The following is a 21859-nucleotide window of genomic DNA, read 5'->3' as shown; positions in this document are numbered from 1 at the left end:
TCGCCAATACTTTACAGATACAGTCTAAGAACTAAATTGAGCCATCAAGCCTCGCGACAACAATAGTTATCGGGTGACAGGTTTAGCGCTAACTATTTTCTATAGAAGCAACTATCACTCGATTTCGCCCAGAGGATTTTGCTTGATAAAGCGCCTTATCTGCGCTCGCCACCAATTGTTCTGCAGATTGGCTTTCTTGTGATGCCGCAACCCCCATGCTTGCAGTCACTTTGTATTGATGAGAAAAATCAAGTTCCTCAATAGCAACTCTTAACTTCTCAGCCAATATTTTAGCACCATCAAGCTTGGTCGAAGGGCTAATGACTAAAAATTCTTCTCCCCCCCATCGACCAACATAATCAACCTTTCTAGTCACCATTTTCAGCCTTTGTGACACTTTCACCAAAGTTTCATCTCCTGCCTGATGTCCCCAGGTATCATTGATCGACTTAAAATGGTCGAGGTCAATGATTACCACCGAAAATACTTCGTCGTATCGATAAAAACGCTCCAGCTCCTTAACTAACACTTGATTCAATTTGTGTCGATTAAAAAGCTGAGTCAGTGGGTCAGTGACCGATAAACGCTCCAGTACTTTTTCAGACGTAATATCTTGGGCGACTTGGGCATAACCAATTAATTTCTGGTCCTCATCGTACTCAGGCATAATCTTACTATTCAGCCAATATTCTTCACCAGTTTTTTTACAATCACGAAGCTCGCCATGCCACTCCTCACCTTTGGTTATCGTTCCCCATAACTCTGTATGTACTTGAGAACTCACCGCGGGATGCTTCAACATACTGTGAGTCTTCCCAAGCAATTCCTCCTTACTGTACTCAGAGATACAACACATCCGTTCACTCACCTTTGTAATGATGCCTTCCACATCGGTGTGGCTGGTAATCACATGCTTATCCAACAGCTGATCAGAACGCAACAAGGCTTCCAATGTTTGAGACAAGCGTTTTTGTAAACGAGCAGGAAATAGAGCCACCAGCCAAGACAGCGGAAAAGAAATAAGCAACACAATCCCTGCGATGACTAAAGCCGTATATCGATTGTTACTATGCATCGCATCGAGTAAGGATTGTTGAGGAAGCATAACGAGTTTTAAGCCTTCATTATTATTAATAATGGCTTCAATATTCATTTCATATATGCCGTTATTAAATGTTGAATAAAGTTCATCAAATGACTTTCGCCCTGGAATATAGGCACTCCAAGCAAGCGCTGCATTTGGGTGATAGAGAATTTCCCCCTCTTTGTCTACAACAAAAATTGTAAACTCACTAGAATTTGTCAACGTTTGTAATACCTCAGAAAAATCAACATTGATAATAAGCATTCCAAAAAACTCCCCTTCTTGATAGAGCGGTGTCGCTGCTCGTATCGTTGGACGATAGGGTAATTCAACTTGCTCATTTTCCATGTTTAAGTCCACTCTAGAATGCCAGTGTTGATTCTGGCTAAGCTTGCTGACTTCTTGAAAATAGTATCGCTGTGATTTGTTTTGTAATTGAGAATGAGGAGTGAAAGAGATCTTGCCAAGGTCATCTTGATTGAGGCGAACGACTTCCACCCCATTATGATCAAGCAAGCGGAGCTGCATGAATATTGGTTTGGAAGCGATAATCCCCAGGAGAAATTCTTCAAGTGCAGTCATATTTACCACACTTTGCTCAACCATATATCTTTGGGTGATAGGATTGGAAGCAATCGATGACAAACTCGCATCAAACCCTGCTAAGAACTCTTCTAACACATGAGTTTTAGAAGCTTTCTCATTTTTAAAGCCAAGCGCAAGTGCATTATCAATATTGACCACTTGCATACGGTAATTAACTAAGGACGTAAATAACGCAACCAAAATACCGAAAAATAAAAAGCAAAACGTAAAAAATAGATAAATTTTCCGGCTCATCAGTCGCATGATACCAAATTTTAAGCTGGTTTTTTTCAAGAGCATCGACGAGCGCCTTAAATTCCCTTACCAGATACTAATTGTATACCTTAAAAACACTCAGCTAACATTTATAGGTGATTTATTTGTGGTATTTATCAATTTAGCTTTTAGCCGTAAACTTGAACCCATCAAGCTTACCGGAAAGAAGCTCATGAACTTAAGTTCAATTCATTTTAGCCAAAACACTCAATAGACTAACAACCCGCACCCAAATAAATAACATATCGAATAAAAAATCAGGCGACTGCTTTTGAAAGCGCCTGATGGCTTGCCAAAAAAGCCTCATTGTTATAATGTAACGTTCAATTTTTACAGTTAGCCCCGACTTGGGTACAACTGATACTTTCCCTTGAATGGTTCAGTGATGTCTACAGCAAATTATTTACAACATGTCAGTGACTACTGTAAACAGCTTAAGCTTAACTTCACCCCCAACCGTTCTGTCGTATTGGCGATATTACATCGCAGTAAAAATCCACTCAGTGCCTACGATATTTTGGCTGAGCTACAACAGCTACAACCCAAAGCTAAACCGCCCACGGTTTATCGAGCACTCGAGTTTTTGCTTCAACATCACTTTATCCAGCATATCGAGTCAAGCAGCCGCTATCTGGTGAGCCAACAACTCGCACCATTTAGTCCCAAACCATTATTAATTTGTAGTAATTGCCAGCAAGTAGCTCAACCGAGTTTATCGAGCTCTCTAAGAAGTGAACTCCAGCACTTTGCCGACCAGCAAGGCTTTCACTTGCATCCACAAAGCTACGAATTTCATGGTTTATGTCTTCACTGCCAACAAAAGGCAACCTTATGATTGCTTTGCTCACATCCACTCACTTGACTCGAATAATAACAACAGCTGTATCAAAACAGCATGTAACAGGTAATAGATTTCATGTTTAACAACAAAGCCCCCATTTTTCGTCGACCAAGCAGACTGCCCAGTAAACACTGGCAGCTTATCCTTGCTTGTGGCGCGGTGATAACCATCGCCAGCATTTGGCCAAATACTCAACCACTCACCAGCCAATCTCGCCAACTCATTGAGTTGCCAGAAAATGAGTTTAGCAGTGAGCATCAGGGTCCTGTATTTACCTTATCTCACAACTCGCGTGATGCGATTAGTTTACTAAAACAAGATGCCCGTTCAGAACCCAGCGCCGAACAATTTAAGCCAACAGATACAACAACCGATACCCAAACGAGCTCACTCTCGGAAGGTAAAGCACCCCAGCAACAGACTAAATCAGCCGAAGTTGGCGGCATTCAGAGTTACAGCTATACCATTAAAGAAGGTGATACCTTAGGCAAGATCTTTAACCGTTTCAAAATAGATCAAACGACTATGTACCAAGTGCTTGAAGCTGATGTTTCGGTACTGGCATTGGATACCTTAAGCCCAGGGCATAAACTCACCTTTACCATCGACCATGACACCCAACAGCTACAGTCCTTGCGTTTAGCCTTTAACCCAGCACAACAAATTATATTTACCCGAGTCGATGCGACTAACTTTGAGTACCAAACGATTAGTATTGATGGTCAATGGCAAAAACAGGCAATTACAGGCACGATTCAAGGTAGCTTTTATTTATCAGCTCGCAAAGTAGGACTAACGCCTAGCGAAATCGAGCAAGTTGCACAGATGTTTCAAGATAAGATCCGCTTTGAAAGAGACTTTAGAGCCGGGGATGTGTTTCAAGTGGTAAGAAATCGCCAGTTTATCGATGATGCTCTCACTGGCCAAAGTGAAATTAGTGCGGTACGGATCTTTAATCGTGGAAAACAATATAGTGCTTATTTATTTAACAATGGTAACTATTACGACCAAGCAGGCGAAAGCCTTGCTCGGGCTTTTATGCGGGTGCCACTCAAACATAATCAACGCGTTAGTTCGCCATTTAATCCACGCCGCAAACATCCAGTAACCGGCAGAATTTCGCCTCATAATGGGACCGACTTTTCGGTGGCCATTGGCACCCCTGTGCTGGCCGCTGGGGATGGCGTGGTGATGCGAGTCGAAAATCACCCCTATGCGGGAAAATACATCGTCATCCAACACGGCGGTAAGTATCGTTCACGCTATTTGCACCTCAACAAATTTAAGGTGAAAAAAGGCCAACGGGTGACCCGAGGTCAAGTGATTGCCGAGTCCGGAAATACCGGACGCACAACGGGTCCTCACCTACACTATGAATTCCATATAAACGGTCGAGCAGTCAATCCAATGACCGCAAAAATTCCATTGGCTTCATCCATCGACAAACAAGAGCGTCCAGCCTTTAAACAGTTAGTCAATCAAATGAACCAACTGATCCAAGCAGGGTAATGCACGATATACCCGATAAAAAAACGGACGAGATAGTCCGTTTTTTTATCGGCGAAGAACATCGAGTCAGCTTGAAAAATACACGCTGACTCGACATGATGGCTCAGCGGCGAAGCCTAAGATGAAACCAAGTTGTCACTCGCGCATTCATCACAACAAGGATTGATGATCCGCTCCGCACAGTTGTAAGGCTCGATATGAACAATAACATCAACCACCTCATCTAACTCTTTCATCAAGTGTTCTTTAAACTCTTCACTAATATCATGCGCCTTTTCGACGCTCATCAGCGGATCAACCAACAAGTGAAAATCCACTAGAATAGCGCTTCCCACTCGACGGTTGCGAATTTCATGCACTTCTTGAATATCTACATTTAAGCTGGCGTGATGTTGAATCCGTTGTTCTAAATCTTCATCGGCTTGTTTTTCACTGATCTCTTGAATCGCTGGCCAGACAATTTCCCAAGCAGCTTTTAAAATCATAGCCGTCACCAACAAAGCCGCTATTTGATCCAAATAGGAGAGATAGGGGAAGAAATAGTTCGCCACCACAGCGACTGCAACAGGCATCGAGCTCAGGGCATCACTACGATGATGCCAAGCATTGGCATGTAAAGCCCGGCTATTAACTTTCTTTGCCTGAATCACAGTCCAACGATACAACGCTTCTTTCACCACGATTGACAAGATAGCAGCCCACAAAGCTAACACCCCAGGATTGGGATTCGCCTCAGCATTAAAGGAGTTAATTGAATCCCAAGCGATCCCTAAGCCCACAACCACCAACAAGCCACCAATAAAAATATTGGTGAGCGTTTCGAAACGACCATGGCCATAGGGGTGTTCTTTGTCGGCTGGTGCCGCCCAATACCGCGAGCCGAGTAAAATAGCAGCATCAGTGACCAAATCAGAAAAACTGTGCACACCATCAGCCACCAAGGCTTGGCTACCAGTTAACTTACCCACACCAATTTTCAATACCGCTAAAAATACGTTAGCAATTGAGCCTATCCATGTTGCTTTGCGAACCGTGTTCAGCACTTGCTGTTGCATAACCTATCCGATAATGACCAAGAGTAAGGCGTTATTGTACCCAGTTCAATCGATAAAAACGAGTCGAAGCTGGCGATAAAAACACAGCTAAGTTATTGAAAATAATTCGTATTTACCTTTTAAGGATTCAAGTCGATCGTTCATCACATCGTGCTGACTAAGTATTTGTTTTAAGCAACAATAAAACCGTTTAAGCATAGCGCTTGCTGTCACTACCCCCTATGCTATAGCGACCAACAGATTACTTGTAAAAAGGATAGCTTGATGATCACCTTATATGGAACCCCACGCTCTCGCTCACTACGTGTGTCTTGGCTGCTCGAAGAATTAAACCTCGAATGGCACTACCACTACATTGATTTTCAAGCGGGCGAGCATCATGGCGAAGAGTATCTCGCAATTAATCCCTGTGGCAAAGTACCCGCCCTAAAAGACGATCAGCTTGTCATCAGTGAATCGGCAGCAATATGCCTCTATCTTGCTGAAAAATATGGTCCGCAGCTGTTGCCACAACCAGCGACTGCCGCCGCCGCTCTCCACCATCGCTGGCTAAGTTTCATTATCAGTGAATTAGAGCAAGGCCTATGGAGCATTGGTAAACATCGCTTTGCCCTGCCAGAAGCGCAACGTATTCCAGAAATGGTAGAAGTGGCAACTTGGGAGTTTGCAAAAGCCGCCGCCATTGCCGAGCAATGGCTTCCCGAACAAGACTATCTATTAGGGGAGCAATTTAGTGTGGCTGATATTCTACTTTGTCATACGCTCAACTGGGCAATGAGCTTCCAACAAACCTTACCGACTAAATTAATGGCCTACCGCAAGCGAGTCAGCCAACGACCCGCCTTAAACCGAGGTTTGGAAAAAGAAATCAATGGCAAAGCGATGAGTCACCTTTAAGCTGCAGAATTGCTTGCGGCAGTACCGACAATTGACCATCTCGCCGCTTGCTTAACGAATAAAGCCAGACTCTACTTGGTGATGCCTAAGATGACGACTATAATGCGCGGCATTACAGACTAGGATATACATCATGAGCGGTATCATTACTCTTAAAGCAAAACGTGACAAGGCTTTGTTACGTCGCCACCCTTGGATTTTTTCCAACGGTATTCATAAAGTTTCAGGTAAGCCTTTATCCGGTGAAACCGTGGAAATTTACAGCGCTGAGGGAAAATATTTAGCCACTGCCGCTTATTCTCCTGAATCCCAGATCCGCGCCCGAGTATGGAGTTTCCAGCAAACTCAGCTCATCGATAAAGCTTTCTTTGTTAAGCGCTTGCAAGATGCCGCAGCGGCTCGAGACATTCTGAGCCAATTTAGCGCCACCAATGCTTATCGTTTAGTGGCTGGCGAAAATGATGGCCTTCCCGGCATTACTATCGACCGCTACGCCAATGTATTAGTGATTCAGCTATTAAGCGCTGGTGCCGAATTTCAACGAGCTAACTTAATTGAAGCACTCAAGCAATGCTTTCCCAACGATGCAATATACGAGCGCTCAGATGTCGATGTGCGTAAAAAAGAAGGTTTAGAACCGGTACAAGGTTTACTCCATGGCGAGCTTCCCGCTCAGCCGATGGAGATTGAAGAGAATGGTTTACGCCTACTGATTAATATCGAAACTGGCCATAAAACCGGTTACTACCTCGACCAACGCAATAATCGCAAGTTAGTGGGTCAACTGGCCAAAGATAAGAAAATGCTAAATTGCTTCTGTTACACAGGTGGCTTTGGCACCTACGCCCTAGCTGGCGGCGCCAAAAAGGTCATCAACGTCGATGTCTCCGACGCAGCCCTTGAAATAGCCGCCCAAAATGTCCAGTTAAACAATCTAGACCCGAGCAAAATCACCCAACTCAACGCCGACGTTTTCAAGCAGTTACGGGTATACCGAGATTGCAATGAACAATTTGATATGATCGTGCTTGATCCACCAAAATTTGTCGACAGCAAGGCGAGTTTAAACCGCGCCAGTAGAGGTTATAAAGATATTAATATGCTGGCCATGCAAATGCTTCGCCCAGGCGGCCTGTTACTCACTTATTCCTGCTCAGGACTCATGCCAAGCAGTCTCTTTCAAAAGATTGTTGCCGATGCAGCCATTGATGCCAAACGTGAGCTGCAGTTTTTAAAGAGTCTGGAACAGGCTGAAGACCATCCTGTGGGTGGCCCCTACCCCGAAGGCCATTACCTCAAAGGCTTCTTATGCCGAGTCAAATAACAGCGGAAGGTATCAACTAAAGACATTTATTTAACAAAAAGCTAAAAAGAGCGTCACTGAAGAACTCCGTTGACGCCCTTTTTTAACTCATTCTAAGATAGTAATCTCGCCTCTGGTGGATCTCATTGTTCAAATTAATTGAACTCAATCACGCCTTTAATCAAGTCTCTGTTGTCGACCACATTTTGCTGATAGTTTTCGCCAAGTTGATCAAAATTGAAACGGTGGGTAAGCATCATGTTAGCGGTAAGTTTACCTGCCTTCATGAGTCCCTGTACCTTGGCAAAATCTTCTTGAGTAGCATTACGACTGGCAAATAAGCTGGTTTCTTTTTTATGGAAATCAGGATCACTTATCTCAAGATTTCCTTTAAACAAGCCAACAAAGACAATCTTACCACCGTGACGGATGTTATTCACCGCGCCATTCATCGCATGTCGATTACCTGTCGCATCAATAATGGTTTGCGCCAGTGAACCGTCAAAAGCTTCTGTCAATGCCGCCTGAAAGCCTTCGTCTAAGGGGTCAAGCGTTGCTAAGTTAAGCTCTTTTGCGACATGTTGCCGTCTTTCCAATTGGGTATCTGCCACAATCACATGCGCACCATCGGCAGCAGCTATCGCCGCAGCGCCTAAACCAATCGGTCCTGCGCCAACGACTAACACCGCTTCACCAGGCTCGAGCTGCGCACGACGCACCGCATGGGCACTAATGGCAAAAGGTTCGATCAATGCCGCAGTATTATTATCCACCCCGTTCACTTTCAAAATATTGGTTTTAGGCGCCGCAAGATATTCGCTAAAACCACCATCTCGGTGAACGCCAATAACCGAAATATTTTCACAACAGTTGGTTTTTCCGCTGCGACAAGAGGCACATTGATAACAGGCTACATAAGGGATCAATGCGACCTTGTCGCCAACTTCAAACTCAGTCCCCACCTCACTTCCGAGTTGGCAAATATCGCCACACAATTCGTGACCTAATACTCTGGGATAACTAAAGAAAGGTTGATTACCAGTATAGGCATGTATATCGGTGCCACATATCCCTACTGAAGATATTTTTATTAATACCTCATCTGGCTTCACTGAGGGGATGTCTAGCTCAACATATTGTAATTCGTAGGGCTTTTCACAAATTAATGACTTCATAAGCTTTCTCTAATTGATGATTTCCCTCTATTTTATTAGTCTTGCTTTTTATTATTTTTATCGCAACAAAGTTTGTGACGCAGCGCCATTTAATCTGCTTTTAAATGGTATTTAATGGCTTCGGAGGTAAAAAATGGCTAGAAATAAGAATTTGAGGGAAGGCACCGCAAACCAATTACTGGACGCGATCAGTTTGGGACATATCGAATCGCCTTTGCCTTCACAATCTTCACTCTCAGAACTTTTTAGTGTGAGTCGCACAACGGTACGTTATGTGCTGCAAGATCTTTGTGACAAAGGTGTATTAGAGTTTGAATCTGGTGAGTATTTAATTGCTCGAGCGCCGATGGAAGAAGATAGCTTTCTACGTTATCTGTCGTCTAAAGATTTACAATCGATTGAATTTGAAAATTTCTTTAGTAATGCTATCCAAAAAAGATACATTCTCCCAGGACAAGAATTTACCGAGTTAGAACTCTCGAAACAGTCGAAGTGTTCCACCACGATTGTACGTGAATTTTTAATTCATTTTTCTCGATTTAGCTTAATTGAAAATATTGAGCGAGGTCGTTGGCGAATGGTGAAATTTGAAAAAAGCTATGCAGCAAGTTTATTTGAACTGAGAGAGATGTTGGAATGTCATGCCTTAAGTCGGTTTATGAATCTGCCTCGCAGTGATCCGCGCTGGCAAGAAGCACAATATTTATTGCATTCACATCGAGAGCTTCGAGATGTTGTGGTTGATGAATATCAAGCCTTTTCCGATTTGGATCATAAGTTTCATACTTTAATCCTATCGGCTGCAAACAATCCTTTTATGGACCAGTTCTGTGACATTATTTCCGTCATTTTTCACTACCACTATCAATGGGACAATAGTGATTTACGGAAAAGAAATATGATCGCTATTTCAGAACATATGGCAATACTAACTAAAATTCTCAGTGGCGATGATATTGGTGCAGTCGGAGAGTTACGTCATCATTTAGATTCAGCTAAAAAGTCCATGGAGAATAGTTTAATTATGGATAATCTATAAGGCAGTTAAAATCCCAAGCTATATTTTATGACGTAGTCAAATAAACAATTCAATATCCATTTTCTAATTATATTGATGCGCTCACTACCATAGAAAATAGCGAGAGTGTTCAGTTGTTGAATTCGACTGATTAATCAGCTGTAGCATTTTGTCACCCAGCCCCCTAGCCTCGATTAATCTTTCGACCTCACAATCATCGAAGTGACATATCACTCTTGGGATCTGCAGAATATCTGGTGCCTCATCAGTCTGTTGCTGCGTAACACTAACATCTGGAGCAAATAGCAGCGCTTGCGAAATACCATTTTCAATCCCTTCGGCTGGATAATATTCTAGCGTGGTTAAGCCCTTTTCACGACTGACTTCAATCATACTTGGCTGATTAAGCGAAATCACCAGAGGGAGCGCTGCAGTTTGACAAAATTTTACCAGTTGTGGATTAGGCGCGGTGCTAACAATGAAATGGGCTCCCGCTTGTTTTATGGATAACACTTGCTGCAGCGTCGACAAGCCGCCGACACCGATCAACATCTCGGGTAGGCGCTCTCTTAATAACTTAATTGCATCAATCGATAGCTCACAACAACCATCAATTTCGGTGGCAACAAAGCCATGTTCAATCAGCATCTTGGCAAAAGGAATGACCTGCTGTGCATTCTCAATCGCAATCACAGGAATAATTTTTAAAGCCTTGAGCCGTTGAATCATCGGACTCATCGTTAATCCTATTCATTAAGATGGTAATTTTGCTAAAGATCTTAAATAAAACAAGATCTTAAGATAGGTGAAGTTTACTTCAAAACTATTTTTCAGCTGCTTTACGAGTGGATTTTAGGCTGAATCTATACACTATAAATATCCAATAATGACAGCGTTCAACCACACCAACACAAGCCGCAAGCTTCTTCATCACTTCGTTATTTCGTTATTTCGTTATTTCGTTATTTCGTTATTTCGTTATTTCGTTATTTCGTTATTTCGTTATTTACATATCGTGATCGGGTCTCCTCAACGAATGCAATAGCAGCTACAGTTCAAGTTAAACGTAGCAACTATTGCAGACCCATCAGCCAATGCTTAACCAAACACCAAATTAGGTAAAGCGATAGAAATCATTGGGATATATGTAATAAATACCAAAGCAACGAGTAATAACAGCCAGAACGGTAAGACTTCTTTCACAAAGTCTTCGATAGCCACCTTGGTGATGGAACAGGTAGTAAACATCACCGTACCTAAAGGCGGCGTAATGGTACCAATTGCACTATTGAAGATAAAAATGATGCCAAAATGAACCGGGTCGATGCCATAACTTTTTGCCACCGGTGCCAACAGGGGAGCCAGTACGATCATCACTGCATTACCTTCCAAAAACATCCCCACTATCAGTAAGAACACATTCACTAACAACAAGAAGGTAAAAGGACTTTCAACCGAGCTCGTTAACCAAGCGGCTAAACTTTGGGGAATTTGCTCCCAAGTGAGGAACTTAGAAAAACCAACCGCAACGCATATAATCAGTAATACGTTAGCCGCAGATAAAACGGATTCTTTGGTAGCCTCCCACAACAACTTGGTATTCATTTCCTTATAAATAAACATACCAAGTACCAATGCGTACAACACTGCCGCAGCCCCTGCTTCGGTTGGCGTAAACACACCAAAACGAATCCCCCCGATAATCACGACCGGAAGCAATAAAGCTAAGAAGGCATCTTTTGCTGATACAGCGATCTCTTTAGTTGAGGCTCGTTTTTCTCTGATTGGCGCGTAATTTCGTTTATGGGAAATCGCCGACACCAATGCCATCATCATCAAACACAGTAATAAGCCAGGCATTAAACCTGCCAAAAATAACTTACCAATGGAAACGTTATTCACATAACCATAGATAATCAAAGCAATACCCGGTGGAATAATCGGGGTGATTAATGAAGACGCGGCAGTTACCGCAGAAGAAAACGAGGCGCTATAGCCACGGGCAACCATTTGTGGAACCAGTAACTTCGAGCCCATCGCAGCATCAGCAATATTAGAGCCGGACAAGCCCCCCATTAAAGTGCTTAATACCACATTGACCTGAGCAAGACCGCCATTCAAATGGCCAGTCAATACTTCTGCAAATTTGAGTAAGCGATTACTAATGCCCGAATGATTCATAAACACACCGGCCATCACAAAAAATGGAATTGCCAACAGCGTCACCGATTCAAGACCGCCAGCTAAACGCTGTACCAGCATCATCATCGGTAAATGATCGTTCAGTAAAAAGTAAGATAAGGTTGCAATAAATATACAAAAAGCGACTGGAATACCAATGGCAAATAGCAATAACAATGCAGAAATAGGCAATATGACAGACATAACTAGTCTTCCCTATTGTGAGAAATTAAAGACGAATAGAGCTGACAAAGTTGGTGATAAAGCATGAGACAAGCACTAACGGGGACAGCTGCATAAATATAAATGTACGGGATCTTCAAGGCTGGGGTAAAACGCACTTGTGAAAAAGGTAATAACTTAAAACCCCAGTAAATCATAAAGCCGATAGCAATGATCATCAGGATCGGCCTAAATATATTGTCGATAAAATAAGCCACTGGCTGAGGACATTTTCGAACTAGAAAGTCGATTCGAACCAATTCATCGCTTCTCATCAATGCACTGGCTCCCATAAACGTCATCCAAACAAAAAGGCTGAGGCAAACTTCTTCCACCCATGAACTAGGTGCATTAAATACATATCGGGTAATCACTCCATAACCCATAAGTAAAACGATAATCGCAAGAAAAACAGCGGCCACTACAGTATCGACACGACTAATTTTGTCGATTATTTTAGCTATTTTCATACTGCTAAAAGCCTTTGAATTACTTAAAGAAAGTTGTGTGTGCATGACACTCTCCGGTTTCACATATTGAGGGGCCAAGAGTGGCCCCTCAATCAATTACATCTCAGCTAACTTAGCTTGTACATCTTGATAAAGGTTTGGAGACCATTCAGGGAATTCGCTTTGTACCACCTTACGAGCAGACGCTTCAAATGCCTTGATGTCTACTTCATTTACAGTAACACCCTCAGCTTTCAACTGATCAATAGCTTCTTTTTCGGCCTTGTTGATCAGCTCAGCGTCGTAACGAACCATATCTCGGCTGGTATCCAGAATGATTTTCTGTTGAGTTTTGCTTAAGCTATTCCAGAAATCAGTACCGGCAACAAATGGTGACATATGCTTGGTGTGCGCCGTTAAATTAAGATTCTTCACGACTTCATAAAATTTACCGCCCAACAAAACAACCGCTGGGTTTTCGACACCATCAATCACACCTTGAGATAGACCAGGATAAACATCAGAAAGAGACATCGGTGCGGGTACCCCACCCATTGCTTTCACGGTTGCCACAAATAATCTAGAGTGTTGAACGCGAACTTTTTCGCCTTTGAGGTCAGCAGGAGAGAAAACCGCTTTTCTAGACAACAAATGGCGAGTCCCATACACCACATCGGGAACGACAATTTTTAGCCCTTTTTCACTCAGTTGATTACTTAAGCCCTCAAACCACTCACTATGAAGTAATTTTGATTTTTTCTCAAAGGACTGTGAAAGATAGGGCGCATTGATAATCCCCAGATCTGGCACCGTATCCATTAAATAACCATAAGAGCTGATTGAAATAATATTTGCACCAAATTTAGCTTGCTCTAAAAGCTCAGTTTCACCGCCCAACTGACTTGATGGAAATAATTTGAACTCGATATCACCATTTGATTTTTTGGCGACTTGCTCAGCCCAATAGTGCATCGCTTTATCAATCGGTTCACCCGGTTGGTTACCATAAGCAATCATTACTTTAGTAGTAGCATGCGCGCAAACACTCATCGCCAAGCTTACGCCAATCACGGCAGCGACTTTTTTTAAGTTTCTTTTTATGATGTTCATATACGTCCCTTATGTAGTTATCTATTACTTCACGTGAATAAGTATTAAAGTTGCGATAGTGCTTCTTTAACGCCCAATGTTTTTATATTGCTAAAGGATTCGGTAACCAGTGATTGCACATTGGCTAAACGAGTGAGGTCAACACCCCAGTGTTCTGCCATCGATAAAAACCCTTCTATATTTGAAGCATGGTTATCTGATTTTTTACGCCAAACACTAAATTTATCTAATAAGTCTTGATTATCGGAAAGTGGAATATCTTCATCATTTCTTTTCCCTAAATAAAAGCAATACAATGCAGCCAAACTAAAACAAAGATGTTTAGGCGCAGAGCCATTTTGCTGAACATAGCTAATAAGCTGAGGCAATAAGCGAGTCTTAAATTTAGTTAAAGAGTTAAGTGCAATCGAAGTTAAGTAGTGTTTGATAAATGGGTTTTTGAATCGGCTAATAACACTTACTTTAAACTCATCAAGCTCTTGTTTATCCATGTTAAGAACAGGAATAATTTCGTCATCAAGTAAGCACTCTAGGAACTCGGCAATTTGAGGATCATTTACCGACTCGCTCACCGTATCTAAACCAGCAAGATAAGCAACTGGTACCATCGCCGTATGTGCACCATTTAAGATACCGACTTTTCTTTCTTTATAAGGCTTAATATCTGAAACAATCTTTATATTCAGTGGGCACTGCTCTAAACGAAGTTTTTCATTCAGCCAACTTGGCCCTTGAATCACAAATAAATAAAAATGTTCCGCAGCGACTAGAAAATCATCATGATAACCAAGTTCAATGTCGAGTTGATTAATTTCATCTTTTGGAAAGCCAGTCACAATCCTATCTACCAGCGTAGAACAAAAAGTATTGGCCGTATTAACCCAAGCAATAAACGCTTCTGATAACTGCCATTGCTGGGCGTATTTTATCACGAACTCTTGTAGCTTTTCCCCATTATAATCAATTAGTTCACAGGGTAAAAAAATCAAACCTTTATCTTCGCTGCCGTTAAAATGAACGAAGCGATGATGCAAAAATTTTGTCACCTTCGCGGGAAAAGATGTCGGTGGGTAATCAGTCAGTTGGTCATTTTCATTGAAGCTAATCCCAGCTTCAGTGGTATTTGAGACTACCCATTCAAGCTCTGGGTTCTGTGCAATAGCCATCACCTGGTCAAACTCACCATATGCCAACAGTTCTCGATTGACAGAGCTAATCACTCTAGGCTGAGAGATACTTTCGCCGACTTCATTAATTCCTCGAATCAATGCCGTGTACAAACCGCCTTGCTGGTCTAACTTAGGGTGTCCGGCATCAATTGGCCGAACAATGGTAATACCTGCATTAAAATCGGTATGTTCGTTCAATAGATCAAATTGCCAATCTATAAATGCGCGTAAGAAGTTACCTTCGCCAAACTGAATTATTTTCTCAGGCCGGGTCGGAAAAACTGCGCTATCTCTGGTTAATCGTTGTTCCATTACTTTATTCCTATGCGATAGGGAAGCTGTTTGTCGGACAGGTGTTATCGAATGTGTTTGAAGTGTATTTGTTAAAAATAAGCTTTTATTAAACAAAGTAAGCAAACGTGTCATCGATCATTGTTATCTGTTTTTTATCTGTTCTTTATGATTTTAATAGCTAGCGAATGAGCAAATAAGGCATTCAATTTACCTATATCTCCCAGAAACTAAGCATTAAGGAATTTTTATCGGTTTTTTATTGATTTAAATACAGCGATGGGAATAAACTGATTACGTCGGACAGGGTAACTTGCATAAAGGTGCCCATGAAACAGTATATTCAACTCCATCCTCAAGATAATGTTCTAGTTTGTTTAGAGCCTTTAAACAAACAGCAACAATTAGTCATTGGCAATAAAACCATCGAACTCAGCAGCGATCTGGATCGAGGCAGTAAAGTTGCACTCAGCGACATTGCCGCAGGTTGTAACATTATTAAGTATGGTTCGGCGATCGGTCATGCCAGTGTCGATATCCGCCAAGGTGAATGGGTACATACCCATAACATTAAAACCAATCTTGCCGATACCCATCAATATCACTATCAACCCATCACTTGTCCGCCGGCGGATATAAAACAGGCTGAACGCTCCTTTAACGGTTATCAACGCCCTAATGGTGATGTTGCTATTCGCAATGAAATATGGGTGATCCCAACGGTTGGCTGCGTAAACGGCATCGCTCAACAAGCGATCACTCTATTCCGAAGCAAATACCCAGACTTAGACTGCGATGGTGTTTATTTATTCCCCCATAATTATGGCTGCTCCCAGCTCGGTGATGATCACGAGAATACCCGCCAAATATTAGCCAATATGGTGAAACACCCAAATGCAGGCGGAGTTTTAGTGATGGGGCTAGGCTGTGAAAATAATCAAGTGGATGCCTTTAAACAATTAGTCGGAGACGTTGACCACGAACGCGTGAAGTACATGGAAGCGCAGCGAGAAAACAATGAAATCACTGCGGCGGTTGCGCAACTAGAGAAAATTTATGCGGTGGTGAAACAGGATCGACGCACCCCAATGAGTATCGGCAAACTTAAAGTAGGTCTCGAATGCGGGGGCTCCGATGGTCTATCCGGTATTACTGCTAATCCCTTACTTGGCCGATTCTCTGATTACCTCATCAGCCTTGGTGGCACTTCAGTTTTAACCGAAGTACCTGAAATGTTTGGCGCAGAACATCTACTATTTGAACGTTGTATCGACGAACCCACTTTCAGCGCTGCCGTAGAAATGATTAATAGCTTCAAGCAATATTTTATCGACCACAAGCAGCCGATTTACGAAAATCCATCTCCCGGTAATAAAAAAGGTGGTATTTCAACCCTTGAAGATAAATCGATGGGCTGCACTCAAAAAGCTGGCTCTAGCGCGGTCATGGGCGTATTAAAATACACCGACAGGCTCACGATTCCGGGGCTTAATTTACTGAGTGCTCCAGGTAATGATGCCGTAGCAACCTCGGCATTGGCCGCCAGTGGCTGCCATATCGTATTATTTTCTACCGGTCGAGGAACACCTTACGGCGGCTTTGTTCCCACCTTAAAACTTGCAACAAATTCAGAGCTTGCCAATAAAAAACCACATTGGATCGATTTTAACGCCGGGGCCTTAATTGACGGCCAAACAATGGAACAGCTATTAGAAGGTTTTATTGATTTAGTCTGTGATATTGCCAATGGAGCGCCAACTAAAAATGAAGTGAACGGCATTCGTGAACTGGCTATTTTTAAATCGGGGGTCACTCTGTAACGCGAACGCCGATAAACCCCACCAACTCATTGACCTAGCCGTTCATTCTCGGTTAGGTCGACTACACCTTCGGTTTGAGCCGCTCGCAAATTCCATAATTTCACGCAGTAAAATATCGGCATGTGATCGCGAATACTGATCGCCTTATCCCCTTGCAATTGCTTAATGTTGTCTAACCATTGCTGCACCGATTCACGCACATGCTGATTTATGTCAGGAAGCTTCATGCTTAAGGCTTTGCGCCGACTTTCCTGAGTTTTAATGGTATCCCAAATCAGTTGCTTGTATTCTTCAGCGGTTTTTTCTGGTCGTTGAAAACGCAACTGTTGATCTGCTTGAATATAAATCAACTCACCTAAATCATGATAACAAAAATGCAACGCAGGTAGATTGGGCGGCAGCATCGGGATGGGATCTTTCGCATGCTCCACACGCCATACAGGCCTACCTTTAAGCAAATCCGTAAAAGCTTGATTGCCAACCCGCGGCGCACCAAAAATATATAAGCCAGTGGCTTGTTTCACTTTAGCAAAACACAAGCTAGCCAGAGCGCCCCCCAAGCTATGACCCGTCATCCAAATAGCACGATCTGGATTTTCAGCAATACGCTGTTGAATAAACCTATGTAATCCTTCGGAGCCCCCCCATATTTCATCTAAGGCTTTAGAAAACCCAGTATGCACTTTGCCACCTTGCGAAAATGAGCTTGGAATAGCCTGAAGATTAGTACTCATCTCATACAGCATAGAGAGCGATTTAAGCTCGGTGCCGCGAAAACTAATCAGCAAACAACACTCATTCCAAGCGGCCATGCATTCGGTGCCAGTTCCTTTAAAAAAATGAAAATGTTCAAAGCCTGCCAACTTAAACGCCAAACGCGCAAAACCGGGATGGGCGTAAACTAATAAGGCACAGTCGGCTAACCAACTTGCATTCACTAAAGAAAAGCTTTGATTATGTGCCTCAAATGGAGATGTCTCTGCCTCATCAAAGTAACAGTAATCCATATCTGGCGGTACAATCGGGTAGGTTTTTGGGTCGGGCAACGGTTTTATCAATGTCGCAACTCATGATGAATCAAAGCCAAATTATAGCGCTTTCAACGGCCAACTTTAAAGTAAGCCCATCAACTCATTCGAGTTTAATATCAACACCGCGAAAGCCGCAGCAATAAATAAGCAATATCCCTTTTAAAATCACGACAAAGCACACCGAAACCATCACATATCAAGGATTAAAGAGGACTCATCGTAGCGAATACTGTCCATTTCACGAGGTTCATTTCTGAATGGAGAGCAATTCAGATATGACTGATTCGTTGCTTAGACGTAAAAAAAACACTCCAGACAGAGCAGTTTAAATGACTATAAATGTGGCTGACCTGACTATCTCTTGTGTCTAATCCAGTTAGACAGATAACCCCCATAACCAGAAGCAAATACCAACAAAATGGACAATCTGAATAGCACTGCTTTTTTCAAAATGCTTCCTGCTTTACATGCCCGAATTGCCCCTTAAAACTCTTTTGTGTTTTTCATGATATAAATCCCGATTATTTAGTATTAATCGATCGGTACTTCCTTCGAAATGTAGCCCAATAATGTATCGAGATTGAAAACACTGATTCATCATATTCCTTGTAAAGAGAACTGCTTATGAAAAGTAACAGCGCCTTGTTACAGCAAGGGAATCACTAGCCATTGGCATATACCAAGCTAAAAACTAACGGATGATGGCTGGACAACGATGTTCTTTTCATGATTGCGAAGCACTGCTTTGCATCATTTTCTCAACCAAGTAGTCGACAAATACACGAACCCTCGCAGGGATATTTTGACCACCGATGAAAACAGCATGAATGGATTCTCGGTCTTGGGGATTAAAATCTTCTAATAAAGGCACTAACTGTCCATCGGCCAAAAGCTGTTCAATATGAAAATTACCTACCCGAGTAATTCCAATTCCTTGTAGCGCGAGTTCAACGAGAGTTTCACCGTTATTTGCGATGATATTACCGCTTACCGGTAGCATAAAATCCTGACCATTTTCTCGAAACGGCCAGCCGGGTTCTAAGCGTCGAAAACTAAAATCCAAACAATTATGATATTTTAAGTCCGCTGGTGTTTGTGGAATACCTGCATCAGCAAGATACTCGGGTGAAGCGACCACGGTTCGGCCGGTCTCTCCCAAGCGACGGGCATGCAGTCCACTGTCTGGTAATGGACCAAAACGGATAGCAATATCGGTATCGCCTGCACTCACATTACTGATTTGATCGCTGACATCCATCTCGACCACAATATTGGGATAGCGTTGCAGAAATTCCTTAAACAAAGGCACGATGCTTAGCCGACTATGTGCCGTCGCAGTGCTGACTTTGATGATCCCACTGGGGCGTCCACGGTTAGCGAGCGCTGATTCTGTATCGTCTAAATCTTTTAAGATCCTGCGGGCTGCAAGTGCGTAAGATTCACCTTCACTGGTAAGATGAAGGCTGCGTGTACTGCGCACAATCAGACGAATACCGAGTCGTTTTTCAATTCGAGTCATGATACGGCTAACTGCTGATGGGCTGAGCCCTAATTCTCTCGCTGCACCACTTAAGCTGCCAGTACACGCTACCGACAGAAAGGTTTCCATTTCTGCGGTTCTATCTGTTTTGCCCTGTTTCATTTGTGATTCCAATGCAAAGCTGTGTGACCATTCAACAGGATATTCATAGGCTAGCGATTTAGCTATATTCCTTTACATCATAAATTAACGAGATTTTATATGAAATTCAATGCTCCTTTGTTCGCACTTGCCATTGGTGCTTTTGGTATTGGTGTGACCGAGTTTTCCCCGATGGGGATGTTACCGGTTATTGCCCACGATTTAGCGGTTTCGATTCCTACAGCCGGGTTGCTAATTAGTGCATATGCCTTTGGGGTTTTAATTGGGGCCCCAGTCATGACGTTGGCGTTTGCCAATATGTCACGCCGACGTTTACTGCTGCTGTCGATGGGTATTTTTACCTTAGGTAATTTGGTGTCCGCGATGGCCGATAGCTATACCACATTAATGATTGGACGAATCGTCACGTCATTCAATCATGGTGCTTTCTTTGGGGTTGGTGCTGTCGTCGCAACCAGCATAGTTCCAATAGAAAAGCGTGCGGGTGCCGTGGCGGCGATGTTTTCAGGACTCACCCTTGCAACCATTGGTGGCGTTCCTTTGGCATCATTTATCGGTGAAACCATTGGTTGGCGTCCCGCTTTTTTCGCCATTGCTGCAATTGGCTTAGTGACCATGTTCGCCTTGAGGATTTCATTACCACCACTTGCTAATGAGCGTAAAGTGAACATGCGTGATGAACTTCGGGTATTAACCAAAGGCCCCGTACTGGCGGCGTTACTATTAACTGTCGTCAGCGCCAGTTCAATGTTCACCGTATTTACTTATATTGTGCCAATTTTGCAAGATGAAACGCATGCCTCAACGGCTTTTGTCACTGCGATGTTGATGTTGTATGGCTTAGGTCTCGCCATCGGAAATATTCTCGGTGGTCGCTACGCGGATCGCTCGCTGGATTTAACGCTGATCGTCTCTTTGGTTTCAGTGATTGTCTTACTCGCGATTTTTTCAGTAAGCACATCATCTCAGATACTCGCGGCACCCTTGATCTTCCTCTGGGGCATTGCCAGCTTTGCTATGGTTCCACCATTGCAGTCATTGGTTGTGCAGGAGGCCAAAGAAGCGCCCAATCTGGCATCTGCTATGAATATTGGTGCCTTTAATCTTGGTAATGCACTTGGCGCAGTGCTCGGTGGGGCAGTGATTAGTGCGGAGCTAGGATTGTCTTCGGTTCCTTTAGCTGGTTCTGGCACCGCAGTGCTTGGCTTGATTATGGTTTTGTACTTCAGACGTGGGCGTCTTCATCAAAAAAAATCTAGCTTAGCAGACGCTTACTAGCCCTTATTTATCACCACAGAATGCCATCAGATATTGGCTAAACGTTGGTAATCTTCGTCATTTTGAGGGTGATAAATATTTAATCGACCGCTAGTCGTATCGCCACTAAAGCTCCACCATATTTGTTTTTTAAGCGAGAGCAAACCTAGTTCGGCATGTACAAAATCAAACTGAAACTGTTCCGGCTGTAGCACGGTATTGCGCGCCCATGCTTCAGTAAAAATAGCTGAGGTATTCTGAAAATGACAGACCCGTTTTTTTAAGATCAGATCATTGGAACGTGAGGCGCTTGCACTGCGTAAAAAGCCTGCCATCCGGGTCAGTTGCTCTGCCAGAATATGCTTATCGTCGATCTGTAAAAACTGCTGCCATTTGCTGTGAGTCATGGTGAGATAGATATAATTTCGCTCTTCTTCCGGAAGAGCATTCACATCAAACCCACACAATCGATTAAATGATTGATTACATTCAATAATGTCGAAATAGTCATTCACCAGCAAGGCAGGAAGCGGATTCAACTGTGTTAAAAGCCGCTGCGTTTCTCGAGTGATATACATACACGGATCTTTGACCTCGGTTTGCCCAGATAAGGCAAGCGTCTTGAGGTATTGTTCTTCTGATAAGCTTAAACGCAGTGTCTGACAGAGCGCTGCGAGTACTTCAGGAGAAATACCTGCAGCCTTTCCTCGTTCGATTTTGCTATACCACACGGTACTTATCCCTGCGATAGCGGCCACGTCTTCGCGTCTCAACCCGGGCGTTCGAGTGCGAGCTGGTTTGGGGAGCCCTATCATCTCTGGCGCTAAATTCTCTCGTTTACGACGTAAAAAATCGCCGATAACTTGCAAGTTATTACCGAGCATCTTCTATCCTGATATCAGTTATACGTGTCTAAGTAGTTTCTTGTACGACTCTAAATTCCA

General features: G+C 43.0%; 18 protein-coding genes. 7 read left to right on the top strand and 11 right to left on the bottom strand.

Annotated features, from left to right (window positions below):
• Nucleotides 1-88 precede the first annotated feature (88 nt).
• Nucleotides 89-1969: a sensor domain-containing diguanylate cyclase gene (locus ACRRS0_RS05890; RefSeq protein ID WP_432454125.1), complete on the bottom strand. Its 1881-nt coding sequence runs from the start codon at nt 1967-1969 to the stop codon at nt 89-91.
• 361 nt (nt 1970-2330) lie between these two features.
• Here ACRRS0_RS05890 and ACRRS0_RS05885 point away from each other — a divergent pair, with 361 nt between their 5' ends.
• Nucleotides 2331-2780: a Fur family transcriptional regulator gene (locus ACRRS0_RS05885; RefSeq protein WP_432454126.1), complete on the top strand. Its 450-nt coding sequence runs from the start codon at nt 2331-2333 to the stop codon at nt 2778-2780.
• Nucleotides 2781-2861: 81 nt separating this feature from the next.
• A complete protein-coding gene (locus ACRRS0_RS05880; protein WP_432454127.1) occupies nt 2862-4295 on the top strand; it encodes a peptidoglycan DD-metalloendopeptidase family protein in 1434 nt (477 codons plus the stop codon).
• Nucleotides 4296-4411: 116 nt separating this feature from the next.
• Here the strand turns inward: ACRRS0_RS05880 and ACRRS0_RS05875 are convergent, their stop codons facing one another.
• Nucleotides 4412-5350 carry a cation diffusion facilitator family transporter gene (locus ACRRS0_RS05875; protein WP_432454128.1) on the bottom strand — a complete coding sequence of 313 codons (939 nt, stop codon included), beginning with the start codon at nt 5348-5350 and terminating at the stop codon, nt 4412-4414.
• A gap of 264 nt (nt 5351-5614) precedes the next feature.
• Between ACRRS0_RS05875 and ACRRS0_RS05870 the strand changes: the two genes are divergently transcribed.
• Nucleotides 5615-6247 carry a glutathione S-transferase family protein gene (locus ACRRS0_RS05870; protein WP_432454129.1) on the top strand — a complete coding sequence of 211 codons (633 nt, stop codon included), beginning with the start codon at nt 5615-5617 and terminating at the stop codon, nt 6245-6247.
• Nucleotides 6248-6380: 133 nt separating this feature from the next.
• Nucleotides 6381-7571: a class I SAM-dependent methyltransferase gene (locus tag ACRRS0_RS05865; protein ID WP_432454130.1), complete on the top strand. Its 1191-nt coding sequence runs from the start codon at nt 6381-6383 to the stop codon at nt 7569-7571.
• 134 nt (nt 7572-7705) lie between these two features.
• On the opposite strand, the gene ACRRS0_RS05860 is transcribed toward ACRRS0_RS05865, so the two are convergent.
• Nucleotides 7706-8725, bottom strand: a complete 1020-nt coding sequence (locus ACRRS0_RS05860; protein WP_432454131.1) for a zinc-binding alcohol dehydrogenase family protein — start codon at nt 8723-8725, stop codon at nt 7706-7708.
• Between the two features lie 133 nt (nt 8726-8858).
• On the opposite strand from ACRRS0_RS05860, the gene ACRRS0_RS05855 reads away from it, so the two are divergent.
• The gene (locus ACRRS0_RS05855) at nt 8859-9764 is read left to right on the top strand and encodes a GntR family transcriptional regulator (protein WP_432454132.1); all 906 of its coding nucleotides are present in this window, start codon (nt 8859-8861) and stop codon (nt 9762-9764) included.
• Between the two features lie 84 nt (nt 9765-9848).
• Here the strand turns inward: ACRRS0_RS05855 and ACRRS0_RS05850 are convergent, their stop codons facing one another.
• The 5 genes from ACRRS0_RS05850 to ACRRS0_RS05830 form a co-directional block, all read right to left on the bottom strand.
• Entirely contained in the window at nt 9849-10481 is a 633-nt protein-coding gene (locus ACRRS0_RS05850) for a bifunctional 4-hydroxy-2-oxoglutarate aldolase/2-dehydro-3-deoxy-phosphogluconate aldolase (protein ID WP_432454133.1), read from the bottom strand.
• 360 nt (nt 10482-10841) lie between these two features.
• A complete protein-coding gene (locus tag ACRRS0_RS05845) occupies nt 10842-12128 on the bottom strand; it encodes a TRAP transporter large permease (protein WP_432454134.1) in 1287 nt (428 codons plus the stop codon).
• 2 nt (nt 12129-12130) lie between these two features.
• Nucleotides 12131-12616 carry a TRAP transporter small permease gene (locus ACRRS0_RS05840; protein ID WP_432454135.1) on the bottom strand — a complete coding sequence of 162 codons (486 nt, stop codon included), beginning with the start codon at nt 12614-12616 and terminating at the stop codon, nt 12131-12133.
• Between the two features lie 96 nt (nt 12617-12712).
• A complete protein-coding gene (locus tag ACRRS0_RS05835) occupies nt 12713-13705 on the bottom strand; it encodes a C4-dicarboxylate TRAP transporter substrate-binding protein (protein ID WP_432454136.1) in 993 nt (330 codons plus the stop codon).
• Nucleotides 13706-13749: 44 nt separating this feature from the next.
• A complete protein-coding gene (locus ACRRS0_RS05830; protein ID WP_432454137.1) occupies nt 13750-15186 on the bottom strand; it encodes a tagaturonate reductase in 1437 nt (478 codons plus the stop codon).
• Between the two features lie 308 nt (nt 15187-15494).
• On the opposite strand from ACRRS0_RS05830, the gene ACRRS0_RS05825 reads away from it, so the two are divergent.
• Nucleotides 15495-16985, top strand: a complete 1491-nt coding sequence (locus tag ACRRS0_RS05825; protein WP_432454138.1) for a UxaA family hydrolase — start codon at nt 15495-15497, stop codon at nt 16983-16985.
• A 26-nt stretch (nt 16986-17011) separates the two neighbouring features.
• Here the strand turns inward: ACRRS0_RS05825 and ACRRS0_RS05820 are convergent, their stop codons facing one another.
• Together ACRRS0_RS05820 and ACRRS0_RS05815 are read right to left on the bottom strand one after the other, a co-directional pair.
• On the bottom strand, nt 17012-18031 hold the full coding sequence (locus ACRRS0_RS05820) for a lipase family protein (protein WP_432454139.1): 1020 nt from the start codon (nt 18029-18031) through the stop codon (nt 17012-17014).
• A 709-nt stretch (nt 18032-18740) separates the two neighbouring features.
• Nucleotides 18741-19658 (bottom strand): LysR family transcriptional regulator, encoded by a 918-nt coding sequence (locus ACRRS0_RS05815; protein WP_432454140.1) that lies wholly within the window; start codon nt 19656-19658, stop codon nt 18741-18743.
• A gap of 99 nt (nt 19659-19757) precedes the next feature.
• Between ACRRS0_RS05815 and ACRRS0_RS05810 the strand changes: the two genes are divergently transcribed.
• The gene (locus tag ACRRS0_RS05810; RefSeq protein WP_432454141.1) at nt 19758-20936 is read left to right on the top strand and encodes an MFS transporter; all 1179 of its coding nucleotides are present in this window, start codon (nt 19758-19760) and stop codon (nt 20934-20936) included.
• Between the two features lie 26 nt (nt 20937-20962).
• Here the strand turns inward: ACRRS0_RS05810 and ACRRS0_RS05805 are convergent, their stop codons facing one another.
• Nucleotides 20963-21799, bottom strand: a complete 837-nt coding sequence (locus ACRRS0_RS05805) for a helix-turn-helix domain-containing protein (RefSeq protein ID WP_432454142.1) — start codon at nt 21797-21799, stop codon at nt 20963-20965.
• Nucleotides 21800-21859: the final 60 nt, after the last annotated feature.

Source organism: Agarivorans sp. QJM3NY_29 (genome assembly GCF_050870835.2).
Classification (GTDB): Bacteria; Pseudomonadota; Gammaproteobacteria; order Enterobacterales; family Celerinatantimonadaceae; genus Agarivorans.
Note: the sequence above shows the minus strand (reverse complement) of the source record. Positions and strands in the feature narration are given on the sequence as shown.

Coding starts and splice junctions, on each gene's coding strand:
- ACRRS0_RS05890 (WP_432454125.1), bottom strand. CDS start 1,969: ATGCTCTTGAAAAAAACCAGCTTAAAATTTGGTATCATGCGACTGATG.
- ACRRS0_RS05885 (WP_432454126.1), top strand. CDS start 2,331: ATGTCTACAGCAAATTATTTACAACATGTCAGTGACTACTGTAAACAG.
- ACRRS0_RS05880 (WP_432454127.1), top strand. CDS start 2,862: ATGTTTAACAACAAAGCCCCCATTTTTCGTCGACCAAGCAGACTGCCC.
- ACRRS0_RS05875 (WP_432454128.1), bottom strand. CDS start 5,350: ATGCAACAGCAAGTGCTGAACACGGTTCGCAAAGCAACATGGATAGGC.
- ACRRS0_RS05870 (WP_432454129.1), top strand. CDS start 5,615: ATGATCACCTTATATGGAACCCCACGCTCTCGCTCACTACGTGTGTCT.
- ACRRS0_RS05865 (WP_432454130.1), top strand. CDS start 6,381: ATGAGCGGTATCATTACTCTTAAAGCAAAACGTGACAAGGCTTTGTTA.
- ACRRS0_RS05860 (WP_432454131.1), bottom strand. CDS start 8,725: ATGAAGTCATTAATTTGTGAAAAGCCCTACGAATTACAATATGTTGAG.
- ACRRS0_RS05855 (WP_432454132.1), top strand. CDS start 8,859: ATGGCTAGAAATAAGAATTTGAGGGAAGGCACCGCAAACCAATTACTG.
- ACRRS0_RS05850 (WP_432454133.1), bottom strand. CDS start 10,481: ATGAGTCCGATGATTCAACGGCTCAAGGCTTTAAAAATTATTCCTGTG.
- ACRRS0_RS05845 (WP_432454134.1), bottom strand. CDS start 12,128: ATGTCTGTCATATTGCCTATTTCTGCATTGTTATTGCTATTTGCCATT.
- ACRRS0_RS05840 (WP_432454135.1), bottom strand. CDS start 12,616: ATGAAAATAGCTAAAATAATCGACAAAATTAGTCGTGTCGATACTGTA.
- ACRRS0_RS05835 (WP_432454136.1), bottom strand. CDS start 13,705: ATGAACATCATAAAAAGAAACTTAAAAAAAGTCGCTGCCGTGATTGGC.
- ACRRS0_RS05830 (WP_432454137.1), bottom strand. CDS start 15,186: ATGGAACAACGATTAACCAGAGATAGCGCAGTTTTTCCGACCCGGCCT.
- ACRRS0_RS05825 (WP_432454138.1), top strand. CDS start 15,495: ATGAAACAGTATATTCAACTCCATCCTCAAGATAATGTTCTAGTTTGT.
- ACRRS0_RS05815 (WP_432454140.1), bottom strand. CDS start 19,658: ATGAAACAGGGCAAAACAGATAGAACCGCAGAAATGGAAACCTTTCTG.
- ACRRS0_RS05810 (WP_432454141.1), top strand. CDS start 19,758: ATGAAATTCAATGCTCCTTTGTTCGCACTTGCCATTGGTGCTTTTGGT.
- ACRRS0_RS05805 (WP_432454142.1), bottom strand. CDS start 21,799: ATGCTCGGTAATAACTTGCAAGTTATCGGCGATTTTTTACGTCGTAAA.